General features: G+C 62.4%; 13 protein-coding genes and 1 tRNA gene. 9 read left to right on the forward strand and 5 right to left on the reverse strand.

Annotated features, from left to right (window positions below):
* Nucleotides 1–3 precede the first annotated feature (3 nt).
* A complete protein-coding gene (locus tag JP75_RS08750; RefSeq protein WP_035081663.1) occupies nucleotides 4–1,005 on the reverse strand; it encodes an iron ABC transporter substrate-binding protein in 1,002 nt (333 codons plus the stop codon).
* Between the two features lie 140 nt (nucleotides 1,006–1,145).
* On the opposite strand from JP75_RS08750, the gene JP75_RS08755 reads away from it, so the two are divergent.
* The 7 genes from JP75_RS08755 to JP75_RS08785 all read left to right on the forward strand — a co-directional run bounded on the left by JP75_RS08755 (nucleotide 1,146) and on the right by JP75_RS08785 (nucleotide 9,981).
* A complete protein-coding gene (locus tag JP75_RS08755) occupies nucleotides 1,146–2,408 on the forward strand; it encodes an imelysin family protein (protein WP_035081666.1) in 1,263 nt (420 codons plus the stop codon).
* 236 nt (nucleotides 2,409–2,644) lie between these two features.
* Nucleotides 2,645–4,156 (forward strand): di-heme oxidoreductase family protein, encoded by a 1,512-nt coding sequence (locus JP75_RS08760; protein ID WP_035081669.1) that lies wholly within the window; start codon nucleotides 2,645–2,647, stop codon nucleotides 4,154–4,156.
* Nucleotides 4,156–5,202, forward strand: a complete 1,047-nt coding sequence (locus JP75_RS08765) for an imelysin family protein (RefSeq protein ID WP_035081672.1) — start codon at nucleotides 4,156–4,158, stop codon at nucleotides 5,200–5,202. Before JP75_RS08760 ends, JP75_RS08765 begins: the two co-directional genes overlap by 1 nt.
* Before the next feature lie 2 nt (nucleotides 5,203–5,204).
* Nucleotides 5,205–6,296, forward strand: a complete 1,092-nt coding sequence (locus tag JP75_RS08770; RefSeq protein ID WP_035081675.1) for a DUF1513 domain-containing protein — start codon at nucleotides 5,205–5,207, stop codon at nucleotides 6,294–6,296.
* 125 nt (nucleotides 6,297–6,421) lie between these two features.
* Complete coding sequence (locus tag JP75_RS08775) at nucleotides 6,422–7,807, forward strand: M20/M25/M40 family metallo-hydrolase (protein WP_035081677.1); 1,386 nt, start codon at nucleotides 6,422–6,424, stop codon at nucleotides 7,805–7,807.
* Between the two features lie 3 nt (nucleotides 7,808–7,810).
* A complete protein-coding gene (locus JP75_RS08780; RefSeq protein ID WP_035081680.1) occupies nucleotides 7,811–9,610 on the forward strand; it encodes an adenine deaminase C-terminal domain-containing protein in 1,800 nt (599 codons plus the stop codon).
* 11 nt (nucleotides 9,611–9,621) lie between these two features.
* Nucleotides 9,622–9,981 (forward strand): DUF2200 domain-containing protein, encoded by a 360-nt coding sequence (locus tag JP75_RS08785; protein WP_035081683.1) that lies wholly within the window; start codon nucleotides 9,622–9,624, stop codon nucleotides 9,979–9,981.
* A gap of 42 nt (nucleotides 9,982–10,023) precedes the next feature.
* Here JP75_RS08785 and JP75_RS08790 read toward each other — a convergent pair whose 3' ends face one another.
* Nucleotides 10,024–11,037 (reverse strand): zinc-binding alcohol dehydrogenase family protein, encoded by a 1,014-nt coding sequence (locus tag JP75_RS08790; RefSeq protein WP_035081685.1) that lies wholly within the window; start codon nucleotides 11,035–11,037, stop codon nucleotides 10,024–10,026.
* Between the two features lie 101 nt (nucleotides 11,038–11,138).
* Between JP75_RS08790 and JP75_RS08795 the strand changes: the two genes are divergently transcribed.
* Nucleotides 11,139–11,549 carry a winged helix-turn-helix transcriptional regulator gene (locus JP75_RS08795; RefSeq protein ID WP_035081687.1) on the forward strand — a complete coding sequence of 137 codons (411 nt, stop codon included), beginning with the start codon at nucleotides 11,139–11,141 and terminating at the stop codon, nucleotides 11,547–11,549.
* A gap of 146 nt (nucleotides 11,550–11,695) precedes the next feature.
* Here the strand turns inward: JP75_RS08795 and JP75_RS08800 are convergent.
* Nucleotides 11,696–11,772, reverse strand: a tRNA-Pro gene (locus JP75_RS08800).
* A 162-nt stretch (nucleotides 11,773–11,934) separates the two neighbouring features.
* Here JP75_RS08800 and JP75_RS08805 point away from each other — a divergent pair.
* Nucleotides 11,935–12,588 (forward strand): DUF1345 domain-containing protein, encoded by a 654-nt coding sequence (locus JP75_RS08805; protein ID WP_035081689.1) that lies wholly within the window; start codon nucleotides 11,935–11,937, stop codon nucleotides 12,586–12,588.
* A gap of 6 nt (nucleotides 12,589–12,594) precedes the next feature.
* Here JP75_RS08805 and JP75_RS08810 read toward each other — a convergent pair whose 3' ends face one another.
* Nucleotides 12,595–13,872, reverse strand: coding sequence for an O-antigen ligase family protein (locus JP75_RS08810; protein WP_035081692.1), 1,278 nt, complete (start codon nucleotides 13,870–13,872; stop codon nucleotides 12,595–12,597).
* Nucleotides 13,869–15,392, reverse strand: coding sequence for an undecaprenyl-phosphate glucose phosphotransferase (locus JP75_RS08815; protein ID WP_035081695.1), 1,524 nt, complete (start codon nucleotides 15,390–15,392; stop codon nucleotides 13,869–13,871). The genes JP75_RS08810 and JP75_RS08815 overlap by 4 nt, the downstream gene beginning before the upstream one ends.
* Nucleotides 15,393–15,437 lie beyond the last annotated feature (45 nt).

Consider the following 15,437-nt stretch of genomic DNA (forward strand, 5'->3'; position numbering starts at 1 on the left):
GGACTAGAGCAGCCCGGCTTCCGTCATCAACTCCGCAGCCTTCACGGTATCGAGCTGCGTCGGATCGATCTCCGGCGCACCAAGCCCGGCAAGCGGTGGCAGCGCCGGATTGGACTCGTGATCGACGCCCACGGCGTACTCAAACGACTGGCCATCACGCAGCACATCCTGCCCCTTGGCGCTGGTGATGAAGCGCAGGAAGGCCAAAGCCTCATCTTTGTGCTGGCTCGACTTGAGCACACCACCACCCGAAATCGACACGAAAGCGCCGGGGTCCTGATTGCCAAAATAGTGCAAGGCGGTGTTGCCGCTGCTCTCCTTGGTCCCGGCCTGATCGCCGAACCAGTAATAATGATAGATCAGCGCCCCATCGACTTCGCCATTATTGGCCGCCGCCAGCGCCGCGCGATTGCCGCGCACGATCACCGCATTGGTCTGCATGCCTTTCAGCCAATCCAGGGTCGCCTCCTCGCCCTCAAGCACGAGATAAGCCGCCACGATCGCCTGGAAATCCGCCCCGCTCGGCGAAGCCGCCCAGCGCCCCTGCCATTCGGGCTCCGCCAGCGCCGCCATGGTCGTGGGCAAATCACCCTCGCTGAGTGCGTCCTTGTTGTACGCAAACACCGTCGAACGCGCCGCAATCCCCGTCCAATTGCCGTTCTCCGGCCGGAACTGCGACGGCACCTGATCCAGAATATCCTGGGGCAGGGGCTCGAACAGCCCCGCACCATCCACCAGCACCATCCCCGGCGAATTCTCCGTCAGAAACACGTCTGCCGGCGAATTGGCGCCTTCCTGCAGAATCTGGTTGGCAACCTCAAGATCCGCCCCTTGCCGGATGATCACCGGAATGCCGGTCTCTTCGGTAAAGGCCGTAGCCCATTCCTGCGCCAGCGTTTCGTGCTGCGCATTATAGACCACGATCGGCCCTTCCTGTGCCAGAGCGGGCAGGCCTAGACCCAGAGCAAAGAGCGCTCCGAGGACGACGGGCAATCTTGTGGTCATATCGCACACCGCGGCACCGGGCCGCTTTTCCAAACTTGATACGCCCTGTCTATTTTGAACCCCGCGCGATGTCCATTGGCAGTTGATTTACTAAGGTGAGGGGCGTACTCACCTTTGAACCTTCACCGGAGGAATGGTTGATGTATTCGTTTGGCAAGCGCACTTTGCGCGGTCTCGCCCTCACTCTTGCTCTCTCGGTTGCGCCCGTCGCCGCCTATGCGCAGGCGCCCAGTGACGCCGATGTGTTGGCGAACTACGCCAATATCGCCCTGGCTGGCTACGAAGACTCGCTGACCACCGCTAGGGCGCTCGATGCCGCCATCGACGCGCTGATCGCCACCCCGAGCGAAGAAACCCTCAACGCCGCCCGCGCCGCCTGGAAGGCCGCGCGCCTCCCCTATCAGCAGACCGAAGCTTTCCGCTTCGGCAACCCGATCGTCGACGAATGGGAAGGCCGCGTAAACGCCTGGCCGCTCGATGAAGGCCTGATCGACTATGTCGATGCCGGCTACGGCACCGAAAGCGACAGCAACGCCCTCTATGTCGCCAATGTCATCGCCAATCCCAAGATCACCATCGACGGCACCGAAGTCGACGCTACCGACATCACCCCCGAACTCCTCCAGAACGAACTGCAGGAAGCCGCCGGCGTAGAGTCCAATGTCGCGACCGGCTATCACGCCATCGAATTCCTGCTCTGGGGCCAGGACCTCAACGGCACCGGCCCGGGCGCTGGCAACCGCCCCTTCACCGATTATTCGACCGCCGACCACGCCGATCGTCGCGCCGCCTATCTCAAGGCCGCGTCGTCCCTGCTGGTCTCTGATCTCGAAGAAATGGTTGCCAACTGGACCGAAACCGGCGCCGCCCGCGCCGCGCTCCCCGAACTCGGCCTTTCCGCCATTCTCACCGGCATGGGCTCGCTGAGCTTCGGCGAACTGGCCGGCGAACGCATGAAGCTCGGCCTGCTCCTCCACGATCCGGAAGAAGAGCACGACTGCTTCTCCGACAATACCCACGTCTCGCACCTGCAGGACGCCCAAGGCATCGAAAACGTCTATCTCGGCAAATATACCCGCGTTGACGGTTCTGTCGTCGAAGGCCCATCGCTCTCCGACGTCATCGCCGCCAAGGACGCCGCGCTCGACACCGAAATCAAGGGCCTCCTCGCCGATACCCTGACCAAGATGCACATCATGGCCGACCGCGCCGAAGCCGGCGAAGCCTATGACCAGCAGATCGGCGAAGGCAATGACGAGGGCAATGCGGTGGTCCAAGCCGCCATCGATGGCCTCATCGCCCAGACCCGCGGCATCGAACGCGCCGTGGCCCTGCTGCAACTCGCCGACGTGACCATCGAAGACAGCGATTCGCTGTCCAACCCGGACGCTGTGTTCGAGTAAGACGATCTGCTATGAGCCGATCCGGGCCGCTTTGGCCCGGTCGGCAACTTTGGGCTGAATTGCGCCGTCTGAGTAGCCCTCATGGTGAGGTGCTTTGCAGAGCAAAGCCTCGAACCACGAGGGCGTGGCACTGAGTGATCCATGGCACGTCCTCGTGGTTCGAGGCTGCGCTACGCTTCGCACCTCACCATGAGGCCTACTTTTGCGTCAGCGAAACGTGATATGATCTGGTCTCCATGCAAGTCCGTCTCACCCTCGCGCTGATCGCCCTTCTCGCCGGCGGCATGGTCTTCGCTCAGGATTATGGCGTGCGCACCGATGTGACCGGCGACGACTTGGCCCGCGTCCGCGCCGTCACTGCCCCGACGACCGACTTCTCAAAGCCCGAAAGTTTCGAGACAAACCCCGCGGGCAAGGCCACCACGCGCTTTTCCGTCAATCAGGACTCCTTCAGCCACTTCCAGGACAACCTGACCTTCGAGCAGGAAGAGCAGTTCAAACTCGGCAACGCCCTCTTCCGCAAAATCTGGGTCAGTTCCCCCAGCTCCACCCAGGCCTCGGACGGCCTTGGCCCCCTGTTCAACGCCCGCGGCTGCCAGAGTTGCCACATCAAGGACGGTCGCGGCCACCCGCCCTTCGAGGGCCAGGCCGAAAACGTCTCGATGTTCCTCCGTCTCTCGGTTCCACCAAGCGAGCCCGACACGCGTCTCGCCATGGATGGGGTCGTTGCGGGCGAAGTGGGCGACCCCACCTACGGCACCCAACTCCAGGATTTCGCCGTACCGGGCCTAGCCGCCGAAGGCCGCATGGTCATCGATTACACCGATCTCCCTGTAACCCTCGGCGACGGCACAATCGTCACCCTGCGCGCCCCAAAATATTCCGTCGCTGATCTCGCCTATGGCCCGCTTGCCGACGACGTCATGCTCTCGCCGCGCCTCGCCAATCCCATGATCGGCCTAGGCCTGGTGGAAAACATCCCCGCCGAAGACATCTTCGCCAATGCCGATCCCGACGACGCGAACGGCGACGGCATTTCCGGCCGTCCCAATTGGACCGTCGCCCCGGAAACCAACACTGTCATGCTCGGCCGTTTCGGCTGGAAGGCCGGCATGGCCACCATCCGCAGCCAATCCGCCGCCGCCTTCGCCGGCGACATCGGCATTTCAACCCCGCTGGTGAACCTTCCCCACGGCGATTGCACCGAAAACCAGCCCGCGTGCCTCGCCATGCCCACCGGCGAACAGGCCCGCCTCGGCGTCAGCGAAGCCCCCGATCCCGTCCTCGATCTCGTCACCTTCTACGCCCAAACCCTCGGCGTCCCCGAGCGCCGCGACGTCAAGAGCGACAATATCCTCGCCGGCAAGGAAGCCTTCTACACCGCCGGCTGCGCCTCCTGCCACGTGCCCAAATTCGTCACCAGCAAGACGGCGGAAAATCCGGCCCATCGCTTCCAGCTCATCTGGCCCTATTCCGATTTCCTGCTGCACGACATGGGCGAAGGCCTCGCCGATCACCGTCCCGAAGGCCAGGCCGACGGCTACGAATGGCGCACCCCGCCGCTCTGGGGCATCGGTCTCACCCAAACGGTTTCCTGCCACACCTTCTTCCTCCATGATGGCCGCGCGCGAAACCTCACCGAAGCCATCCTCTGGCACGGCGGCGAAGCGCAGGCTTCTCGCGACGCCTTCGCCGCCATGACCGCAAAACAACGTGCCGATCTCTTGGAATTCCTGGGGTCCCTCTGATGCGCATTTTCGCCGCCATTTTCGCCGCCCTGCTGCTGGTCGCGCCGGCCTCAGCGCAGATCATTTCCCCCTCTGAAATGCTCCGCTCCAGCGTCACCAACTTCATTCGACCCCAGACCAAAGCCTTCGCGACACGCACGGCCGATCTCTCCAAGGCCATGCATGCCCTCTGCGAAAACGGCGACCTGACGGGGGCCCAGGATGCCTTCGCCGAAGCCGCCGCAGCCTATGGCCGCATTGAATTCCTCCGCGTTGGCCCGCTCATGGAAGATAACCGCTCCGACCGCATCCTTTTCTTCCCCGACCGCAAGGGCATCGGCCTCCGCCAGGTCCAGCAACTCCTCGCCGAAGCCGACCTCACCGCTGCCACCGTGCCCGGCCTCCAGCAAAAGAGCGTTGCCGTCCAAGGCTTTGGTGCCCTCGAATTTGTCCTTTTCGGCACCGGCTTTGAAACCCTCACCACACCCGAAGGCGCTTTCCGCTGCGCCTACGGCGCGGCAATCGCCAAAAACCTCGAAGAAATGGCGGCTGAAATCGCCGCCGGTTGGGCCGATCCCGAAGGCATTGCGAAGCGCCTGACCCAGCCCGACCCCAGCTACGCCGACTATCGCACCACCACCGAATCCCTCGAAGCCATTGTCGGCCTCGTCTCCCACGGTATCGAGGGCGTCAGGGACACGCGCATAAATCCCTTCATCGCCAAGGCCGACGGCAAGGCCAACCCGAAGCAAGCGCTGTTCTGGCGCTCCAACCAGACCCTGCCCATGCTAAAGGCCAATTTCGACGGCCTCCGCCGCCTCATCGAGCTGTCAAGCGTCGTCACTGACCCCGCCCTTGCCCAAGAAGTCACGGCCGCCTTCGCTCGCGCCGATGCCGCCATCGCGCTCGTGACGTCACCTGTCGAAATCGCCGTGGCCGACCCCACCCAGGCCACCGCGCTCAACGACCTCGTCGCATCAACCCAAGACCTGCAGCGCCTCATCGGCGAAGACCTCTCCGCCACGCTTGGCCTCAGCGTCGGCTTCTCCTCGCTGGACGGAGATTGACCATGTGGCAGCGCCGCGCTTTCTTGAAATCTGCCGGCGCCGGGTTCCTCGCGAGCCTCGCCCCGCGTCAGCTCCTAGCCCTCGAAGCCAATGACCTCGTCTTCGCCAGCTCCATCCAGACCTTCGCCGGCAAATACGGCGCTGTCCTCATGGGCGAACGCGGCGGCGTCATTTCCATGATCGATCTCCCCGATCGCGGCCACGACATCACCATCAGCCGCGAAGCGCAGAGGGGCGTCGTCTTCGCCCGCCAGCCCGGCACCTTTGCTCTGGTCTTCGACCCCTTCGGCAACGAAGCGCCGCAGACCCTCACCAGCATCGAAGGCCGCCATTTCTTCGGCCACGGCGTCTTCTCTCCCGATGGCCGTCTCCTCTACGCCACCGAAAGCGATTTCGAAGCCGCCCAGGGCGTTATCGGCATCTACGACGCCACCGACGACTACCGCCGCATCGGCGAATTCCCCACCTATGGCACCGGCCCACACGAAATGCTGCTCATGCCCGATGGCACGACCTTCGTCGTCGCCAATGGCGGCATCGAAACCCATCCCGATTACGGCCGCGCCGAACTCAATCTCGACACCATGGACCCTTCCGTGGTCTTCATCGACCGCCGCGATGGAACGCTTATAGGCCAGCTCCGCCTCGATACCGGCCTCCACCAACTCTCCATCCGCCACATGGCGGTGGATGCGCAAAATCGCGTCTGGTTCGGCTGCCAATACAAAGGCGCCCCCAGCGACAGTCCCCAGCTCATCGGCTACGCCACCATGGATGGCGAAATCCGCCTCATCGAACTGCCCCTCGACACTCTTCGCGACCTGCGCAACTATGTCGGCTCCGTCGCCGCCTCGGCCGATGGCAACACCATCGCCGTCTCGTCCCCCGAAGGCGATCTCCTCATCGCCATCGATGCCGAAAACAAGCGCCCGGTCCTTGTCGAAACCCTGCGCAATGGCTGCGGCCTCGCCGCCGATCAATCCGGCTTCGTCGCCACCAGCGGCAAGGGCGAAATGATCGGCATTGCCGGGGCCGAACGCTCCCAGCAGCAGTTCGATTTCCTCTTCGACAATCACATGCTGCGCCTGGGCTGAAGGCCTGCGCTTTTCCGCACGGGACGTTTGCCGTTGCAAAGGCCTGGTCATTCTACCAAGCTGCCCCGGCATGTCGCCTGCCGTCCAGTCGACCAAGACCCAACAATATTGAACCACCCTTTCAGATGACCACAATCGAAGCCGTTCTTGCCCAAGCCGATCAGCAACTCGATGCCAGCCTCGAGCGGCTTTTCGAGCTGATCCGCATTCCCTCCGTTTCGACCGAGCCTCAATATGCCGCCGATTGCCGCCGCGCCGCCGAATGGCTGCGGAACGAACTCTCCGGCCTCGGCTTCGATACCACGGTGCGCGACACGGCCGGCCACCCTATGGTCGTCGGCCACGGTCCCACGACACCCGGCCCCCACGTCCTCTTCTACGGCCACTACGACGTGCAGCCCGTCGATCCGCTCGCCCTCTGGAATACGCCACCCTTCGAACCCACCCTCGTGCCCCAGCCCGATGGCGAAACTTTCATCACCGGCCGCGGCGCCTCAGACGACAAGGGCCAGTTGCTCACCTTCATCGAAGCCTGCCGCGCCTGGAAGGCGGTCACCGGCAGCCTCCCTATCCGCATTTCCATGCTCTTCGAGGGCGAAGAGGAAGCCGGCTCCCCCTCGCTCGGGCCATTCCTTGCCGCCAATGCCGATGACCTCCGCGCCGATACCATCCTCGTCTGTGACACCGACATGTGGGACCGCGAAACCCCCGCCATCACCACCATGTGGCGCGGCTTCGTCTCCGAAGAATTCGAGGTAACGACCGCCGACCGCGACCTGCATTCCGGCATGTTCGGCTCCGCCGCCCGCAACGCCGTCCAGCTCATCTCCACTATTCTCGGCCAGCTCCGCAGCGAAGACGGCAGCGTCGCCATCCCAGGCTTTTATGATGGCGTCGCCGAACTCCCCGCCGCCAACAAGGCCGAATGGGAACGTCTCCCCTTCGACGCCGAGAAATTCCTCGGCGATATCGGCCTCTCCATCCCCGCTGGCGAACAGGGCCGTTCCGTCCTCGAACAGGTCTGGGCCCGCCCGACGGCCGAAGTGCACGGCGTCTGGGGCGGCTATTCCGGCGATGGCTTCAAGACCGTCATCCCGGCCAAGGCCGGCGCCAAGATTTCCTTTCGCCTCGTCGACGGTCAGGACCCCAACCGCATCCGCGAAATTTTCCGCGATTTCGTCCGCGCCCGCATCCCGGCCGATTGCTCCGTGACCTTCAAGGCCTATGGCACCGCCGCCGCCCAATCGATGCCGCTCGATGGCGTTCTGCTCAATAAGGCGAAAGAGGCCCTGACCGAGGAATGGCAACGCGAAACCGCACTCGCGGGCACTGGCGGCTCCATTCCGATCCTCGGCGAGTTCAAGGAGCGCCTCGGCATGGACAGCCTGCTGATCGGCTTTGCCCGCTTCGACAACCGCATCCATAGCCCCAACGAAAAATACGACCTCTCGAGCTTCCACAAGGGCATTCGCTCCTGGGTGCGCATCCTCCACGCTTTCTCCGAGGCCTGAACCATGGCGATTACCCGCTTTTCCGTGAGCCCACTCCACAGCCAGATCACCACGCTCGCCGCCGTCGCCGGGGGCAGGGCGCCAGCCGATCTCGTCATCACCGGCGCGCGCATGCTGTCGACTTATTCCGAGCGCATCGCTAGCGATAAGGAAATCTGGCTCTCCGGCGGTCGCATCGCCGCAGTCAAACCTGCCGGCTCCTACAAGCTCGGCCCGACCCCAAAGACCGTCTACGACGCCAGAGGCGGCATCATCGCGCCCGGCCTCGTCGATCCCCATATCCACATCGAAAGCTCGATGGTCACCGCCTGCGCCTATGCCGAGGCGGCCCTGCTGAACGGTACGACGACGATCTTCTGCGACAGCCACGAGATCGGCAATGTCATGGACGTAGCCGGCGTCGAAGCCATGCTCGAAGACGCACGCCTCGCCCCGCTCTCGATCTTCCTCACCGTCCCCTCAACCGTCCCCGCCACCTCGCCCGAACTCGAAACCGCCGGCGGCGACCTAACCCCCGAAAAGATCGGCGCCCTCTTCGACAAGTGGCCCGAAGCGGTGGCCCTCGGCGAAAAAATGGACTTCGTCCCCGTCGCCATGGGCGATCCGCGGAGCCACGCCATCATCGCCGAAGCCCTCAAGCGCGGCCGCCCCGTTTCCGGCCACATCTATGGCCGCGAATTCGTCGCGCCCTACGCCGCAGCCGGCGTCACCGACACGCACGAAGCCATCGACCGCGACATTTCCGACGATTTCGTCGATGCCGGCATCTGGGTCTTCCTCCGCGGCGGCAATCCGGCAACGCCCTGGAATTCCATCGTCGAAGCCATCAAGCCGATCACCGAACTCGGCGCCAGCCACAAGCGCTACTGCGTCTGCACCGACGACCGCGACGCCGACGATCTTCTTACCTTCGGCCTCGATTGGGTCGTGCGCGAAGCCATCCGCTGCGGCGTAAAGCCCGAACAGGCATGGTCCATGGGCTCGCTCCACGGCGCCACCCGTTTCGGCATGGGCGATGAAATCGGCGGTCTCGGCGGCGGCCGCCGTGCCGATCTCGTCCTCCTCGATGACGATCTGAAGCCGATCAACACCTGGTATGGCGGCGCCCTGATGGTCGAAGACCGCAAGGTCACGCCCCTTCTGGAAGACGCCCTAAACCAGCGCTACCGCTACCCCGATGCCGCCTACAACACCGTCCACCTGCCCAAGTCGCTAAAACTCGTCCCCGACCTGCCGAGCGGCCCCGTCACCGCTAATGCCATCGGCATCGAAATGCCCGGTATCATCCTGCCGCACCGCAAGATCGACATCGCCCCCGCCAATGACTGGGAAACCATCCTCGAGCGCGACAATCTCAGCTTCGTCACCGTCATCGAGCGCCATGGCAAGTCCAATGGCGGCATCGCCTACGGCCTCTTGCATGATTTCGGCATCAAGAACGGCGCCGTCGGCTCCTCTGTCGGCCACGATAGCCACAACATCATCCTCGCTGGAACTAACGAATCCGACATGCAACTCGCCCTCAAGACCATCGAAGCCGCCAATGGCGGCATCGTCGTGGTGGAGGATGGCAAGGTGCTCGCCTTCGTCGCCCTGCCGGTCGCTGGCCTCATGTCCGACAAGCGCGTTCACGAGGTCGCCGCCGAAAACCAGGCCCTCAAAAAGGCCTGGCAACAGGTCGGTTGCACCATCCCCTATATGGGCTTCAACCTCATCCCGCTCTCGGTGATCCCGGAAATCCGCATCACCGACAAGGGCCTGGTAAAGGTGCCCGAAATGACCCTGGCGCCGCTCTTCGACTGAAAGGGAAAGCCATGAAAACCTCGGCCAACCACCGCGTCTTCTCCATCAGCGTAGCGAGCGTCTATCCGCACTACATCACCAAGGCGGAGAAGAAGGGGCGGACCAAGGCCGAAGTCGACGACCTCATCTGCTGGCTGACCGGACACAGCCAGCAGACCCTTCACGAGGAACTGGAAAAGAAAACCACCTTCCGCGACTTCTTCGACCAGGCCCCGCAACTGAACCCCGCCAGATCGCTGATCAAGGGCGTCGTCTGCGGCATTCGCGTGGAAGACATAGAAGACCCACTGATGCGCGAACTGCGCTACCTCGACAAGATCATCGACGAACTCGCCAAGGGCAAGGCGATGGAAAAGATCAAGCGCAGCTAAAGGAGCCCGACCCGCGATAGTCTCGCGGGTCGGACCGACCCCTTAAAAACCCTCAAGCACGATCTTGCCCTTGGCCCTGCCGGTCTCGATCAGGCCATGAGCCTTCTTGAGATTATCCGCATTGATCGGCCTCAGCACCTCGCTGACCGTGGTGCGAATCCTGCCCTCATCGATCAGGGCTGCCACCGCGTCGAGCAATTTGCCCTGCTCGCCCATGTCGCTCGTGCCAAACAGCGGGCGCGTGAACATCAGCTCCCAGTGTGTAGACACCGCCTTGCGCTTGAACGGCAGGACATCGAGCATTTCCGGATCGTCGATGAGCCCGAACCGGCCCTGAGGAGCGATCAATTTGACGATTTCGCCAAGGTGCCGCTGGGTTTCCGTCGTCGAGAACACGAAGGCTGGCTCGCCGATACCAAGGGCTTCCACCTGCTCGGCCAAAGGCTTGCTGTGGTCGATGACATGATGCGCACCAAGATCGCGCACCCACTGGCTGGTTTCCGGACGCGAGGCAGTGGCGATGACGGTCAGGTCCGTCAGGGCGCGTACCAACTGTATGGCGATCGAGCCAACGCCACCAGCACCACCGACGATCAGAATCGCATTGGCCGCCCCGGCCACCGCCTTGCGCACGTCGAGCCGGTCAAACAGCATTTCCCATGCCGTTATCGCCGTCAGCGGCAGCGCCGCCGCTTCGGCATTGGAGAGGCTTTGCGGCTTCCGCCCAACAATGCGCTCATCCACCAGATGGAACTGGCTATTGGCGCCGGCCCTTGCAATCGAGCCGGCATAGTAGACCTCGGCACCCGGCTTGAAGCCGGAAACCGCGTCTCCGATTTCGACGACCCGTCCGACCGCGTCCCAGCCCAGAACCTTCCACTGGCCATCCTGGGGATTTGAGCCCTGGCGCACCTTGGCGTCGACCGGGTTGACCGACACGGCGGCAACCTCGACCAGAATATCGTGCCCCCCTGCACGGGGGCGCTCGATCTCGATGTCGACAAGTGCATCGTCTCGATCCACCGGTCCGGCGGTTCTGTAGCCAACGGCTTTCATCATTCAGCTCCTCTATGCTTGCTGTGAGCTGGAGATGCGCCTACCTTCTCATGTGTGCAATACGACCAAAAACAGCACATACTATCAAAAGGGATACTGTAATGGCCAAGGCCCGGCACTCGCGTTTTGACTGCAGCCCCGGATGCGCGGTCGAGGCTGCCATCGGCCTTATCGACGGCAAATGGAAGTCGGTGATCCTCTTTCACCTGATGAAGGACGGTACCCTGCGCTTCAACGCCATCCAGCGGCATCTGCTCAAGGTGACCCCGCGCATGCTCACCAACCAGTTGCGCGAGCTTGAGGAAGATGGCCTCATCATTCGCAAGGTCTATGCCCAGGTCCCGCCCAAGGTCGAATATTCGCTTTCCCCGCTGGGCAAGACCATGCAGCCGATCCTCTTGGCCCTGCATGCCTGGGGCGAAACGAATATCGGCCTTTACGGCAAGCCGCACGGCCACGATGCACGGGCTGTGTCGGTGGATGCGGAAAAGCAACCGCAGGGCGTCTACTAAAAACATCCGGTCGCCGGCTGCCACGCCGCTAGCGTCGTGGAACCTCGCCGAAAAGTCGTGCCACCTTCTTTTCCGAAATGCCCGCGCAAAGCAAAAAGGCCGCGATGTGATCGCAGCCGGCACAAATTCCAACTCATGTGGTGAAATGGTCGGAGCGGCCGGATTTGAACCGACGACCCTTTGTCCCCCAGACAAATGCGCTACCAGGCTGCGCTACGCCCCGACTGCGCGGAGACATAGACAAACAGGTGTTTTGGCGCAACCCTCATTTTTCTGAGAATGGAAACAAAGGGCAATTTGCATGTGGAAGCTCACAGCTTGGTGACGCCCCCCAATCACAAAGCTTCGGCTCAAAGCACGTGCCTGCGAGAAAGAGAAGTCAGCTTTGTCTACCCGACTCGTGAAAGCACTCGGACATCATGTGGCGCCGCCGCGCTTCGTCCTGTTTGCCGCAACCATGCTGGTATTGCTGGTTCTGGCTGTCTTCGCCGGGATCGAATTGCAGATTGGCGTTTTGGCCAGCTTTGACGTCGCTACGCTTGTTTTTTTGGTCTCGGCCCTTCCGCTATTGAACGACGACGTTGTGACCATGCGTTCAACTTCAGCGGCAAATGATGCCAATCGCGCTGGCTTGTTGGCGATCACGCTGCTGGTTCTGCTCATCGTGCTCATTGCCGTAGGGGCACTGATTGCGCATCCGGACGCAAATTGGATCGAGGTGCCGCTGATCTTGGTGTCACTGGGCTTGGCTTGGGTGTTCGCCAATACCATTTTCGCCTTCCACTACGCCCATCTCTACTATCAGCAGCGGGACGGAAAGGACTGGGCAGGGCTGCGCTTCCCTGACGGGGCCACGCCTGACTACTGGGACTTTCTCTATTTCAGCTTCACCCTGGGAATGACCTTCCAGACCTCGGATGTCACCATCGATGGGTCTCATATGCGCCGGATCGCACTAGCGCACGGTGTTGCGGCCTTCCTGTTCAACCTCGGCATCCTGGCCTTTGCGATCAATACAGTGGGCAGCCTTTACAGCTAGATGGGTCTAGATCAACATCTGCTCACGACGCGCCGAAACTCGCCGCTCGTTGGCAATCGCCGTAGACAGTCCCCAGATCATCCCGATCAGCAGGAAGAAGTGCCGCCAGTGGTCCGAGTCGATGATCGCCGATTCGGCAACGACCATCGTGAAGGTCGCCATCACCGGAATAGCCATGAGTCGATACGGGGAAGGGCGCAGCAGCATGACCGTGCCTTTCCAGAGCGTCGCGATGATCATCAGATAATAGAGCAGCCCGCCGCCCCAGCCATAGACGTGGATCACGGTGATGTAGACGTTGTGCGGCTCTTCGATGATGCGCAGATTACGGAACTCGCCGGGCCCAATGCCCCAGGGATTGTCCAGCGCCAGTTCCAGCGCATAGCCCTGCCGTCCGAAGCGCCCCGTCTCGCCCGTGTCATAGTTCTGCGATGACGCACGCAATTCAAAGAAATTGGCGACCGCAGGCACCGATAGCAATCCGCCCAGCGCCACGATCAGCATGCCGGCCCCAATGAGCGTCATGAGCAGGATGCGTACCTTGTCCCGCGCCCCGGCCTCGAGCAGGAAAACCAGCACCAGCGTAATCAGCGACGAGGCCGCAAAATGCCCCCAGCCGCCGCGCGAAAAACTGACGAAGACGCCGACGAACAGCACGAAATAGACGCCCGCCGCGATAAATGACTGCCAGCCGCGCCCCAGCAGCACCCGTTGCAGCGCAAACATCGCCGGCAGCACCAGGAAGGGCGCATAGACGTTCGGGTCCTTGAACGTCGCCTTGGCTCGATCATAGCGCAGGAACAGGTCTGCTCCCGGCATCAGTCGCAGATAGGCCAGCGTTCCGATGATGGCGAGGATCACCGCAATCACCGTATAGGCGCGCATGATGACCCGCATGCGCTTCTCGGTAGATTCGGCGAGGTAATTGGCGACGAAATAGCTCGTCAGCATCAGGAAGATCGTCACCGCCGTAAAGATCAGCGCCTCGCTGACCGGCGTGAAGCGCACCTGTATCGCCGCAATCAGCGCAAAGGGGATGAAGCACAGCATGATCGCGAGGAGCCCGAAGGTCGAGCGATAGAGCCCGATCCCCGCCATGATGGCCACGGGCAGCACCGCCAGAAACATCACCTCATAGGGCGACGGCTCGATGAGCACGATGCCGCCGGCAAAGATCCACAGCGCCACCACGCCATCGAGCAGTTTTAGCGCCCGCTGGCGTACGAAGTCAGCGCCGGCCCATCTCGATCCCAGCGCGGCATCGAATGTGCCCGAGACCGTCAATAGGCGTTCTCGCTCTTGGCAACGAGAGAAACCGGCGTCATCAGCACGATGTAGAGATCGAGCAGGAGGCTCCAGTTCTCGATGTAGTAGAGATCGTGGTTCACGCGCTGCATGATCTTGTCGATCGTGTCCGTCTCGCCGCGCCAGCCATGGATCTGTGCCCAACCGGTCATGCCCGGCTTTACGCGGTGCCGCGCAAAATAGCCTTCCACGGCTTCGTAGTAGAGCTTGTTATCGGCCTTGGCCTGCAAGGCGTGGGGACGGGGCCCCACCACCGAAAGCTCACCCTTCAGCACATTGAAAAGCTGCGGCAGCTCGTCGATGGACGTCTTGCGGATGAACTTGCCGACGCGCGTCACGCGCGGATCGCCCTTGGTCACGAGCTTGGCCGCACCCGCATCGAGCGCCTCGGTCCGCATCGAGCGGAACTTGTAGATGCTGATGAGCTGGTTGTTAAAGCCGTGCCGCTTCTGCACGAAGAAAACCGGCCCCTTGCTCGTGAGCTTGATGGCAATGGCCGTGGCAATCATGATCGGCGAAAGCAGGATCAGCGCCGTGATCGCCACCAGCTTGTCGAACACCCATTTGAAGACGAGGTTCCAGTCCGAAATCGGCCTGTCGGCCATATCGAGCACAGGCACGCCGCCGACATAGGAATAGGCCCGGTCAGTGAATTTCAGTTTGCTCATATGGGCGGAGAGCCGGATATCCACCGGCAGCACCCAGAGCTGCGTCAGCATATCGAGCACGCGCTTTTCCGCCGAAAGCGGCATCGAAACGATGACGAGATCGACCGGTGTCACGCGCGCAAATTCGATCAGGCTCGAAACCTTGCCGAGCTTGGCGAGCCCCGCCACCGAGTCCGGCGAACGCTCGTCATAGCGATCATCGAACAGGCCCAGCAGCTCGATATCCTTGTCCGCACCGTTCTTGATCTGCTCAATGAGAACTTCCGCATCGCGCCCGCCGCCGACTATGACAGTACGGCGTTTGAGCCGCCCGAGATCGGTCCAGCGCTGCACCAGAAAGCGCAGCGCCAGCCGATAGAGGATGAGCAGCGCCGCGCCCGACAGGAACCAACTGAAGAGCCAGACGCGCGAAACCATGTCGCCCGCCTTGAAAAAGAAAATCGCGGCCGTCACGACCGCCATCACGGTCAGCCACACTGCCAGCACACGGCCAAACTGCCCGACGACGCGCCGATAGGTGGTAATGCGGTGCGCCCGCAACAGGTTGAGGCCAATATTGGTCGCAAGGCAAACGCCCAGCGTCACGAGCAGGTAAAAGCCTTCCTGGCCGCGCTCGACATAGGCGGCATGAATGCCATAGCCGAGAATGGCCAGCAGCACGGCTTCCACCACCTGCGCCACGCCGACAATGATGGTGCCTGAATAGGTGCGCTCTACCGGCCGGTTGGCGATTTCGGCAGCAGCAGCGGAGAGCGTCGATCCAGTGCCATCCCCGCCGGGCTGACGCGCGGCATGGTCTTCGATGGCCTGCTTGGGATCGACACGAAACATCACGCGCTACCGGAAAACTCACTCACACCCGGCCGGCATGATGCG

The organism is Devosia riboflavina (assembly GCF_000743575.1).
GTDB lineage: Bacteria > Pseudomonadota > Alphaproteobacteria > Rhizobiales > Devosiaceae > Devosia > Devosia riboflavina.

Bases quoted from the DNA above. Each gene is read 5' to 3' on its own strand.
- JP75_RS08795 (WP_035081687.1), top strand. From the start codon at position 11,139: ATGGCCAAGGCCCGGCACTCGCGTTTTGACTGCAGCCCCGGATGCGCG.
- JP75_RS08750 (WP_035081663.1), bottom strand. From the start codon at position 1,005: ATGACCACAAGATTGCCCGTCGTCCTCGGAGCGCTCTTTGCTCTGGGT.
- JP75_RS08785 (WP_035081683.1), top strand. From the start codon at position 9,622: ATGAAAACCTCGGCCAACCACCGCGTCTTCTCCATCAGCGTAGCGAGC.
- JP75_RS08765 (WP_035081672.1), top strand. From the start codon at position 4,156: ATGCGCATTTTCGCCGCCATTTTCGCCGCCCTGCTGCTGGTCGCGCCG.
- JP75_RS08815 (WP_035081695.1), bottom strand. From the start codon at position 15,392: ATGTTTCGTGTCGATCCCAAGCAGGCCATCGAAGACCATGCCGCGCGT.
- JP75_RS08790 (WP_035081685.1), bottom strand. From the start codon at position 11,037: ATGAAAGCCGTTGGCTACAGAACCGCCGGACCGGTGGATCGAGACGAT.
- JP75_RS08755 (WP_035081666.1), top strand. From the start codon at position 1,146: ATGTATTCGTTTGGCAAGCGCACTTTGCGCGGTCTCGCCCTCACTCTT.
- JP75_RS08760 (WP_035081669.1), top strand. From the start codon at position 2,645: ATGCAAGTCCGTCTCACCCTCGCGCTGATCGCCCTTCTCGCCGGCGGC.
- JP75_RS08780 (WP_035081680.1), top strand. From the start codon at position 7,811: ATGGCGATTACCCGCTTTTCCGTGAGCCCACTCCACAGCCAGATCACC.
- JP75_RS08770 (WP_035081675.1), top strand. From the start codon at position 5,205: ATGTGGCAGCGCCGCGCTTTCTTGAAATCTGCCGGCGCCGGGTTCCTC.
- JP75_RS08775 (WP_035081677.1), top strand. From the start codon at position 6,422: ATGACCACAATCGAAGCCGTTCTTGCCCAAGCCGATCAGCAACTCGAT.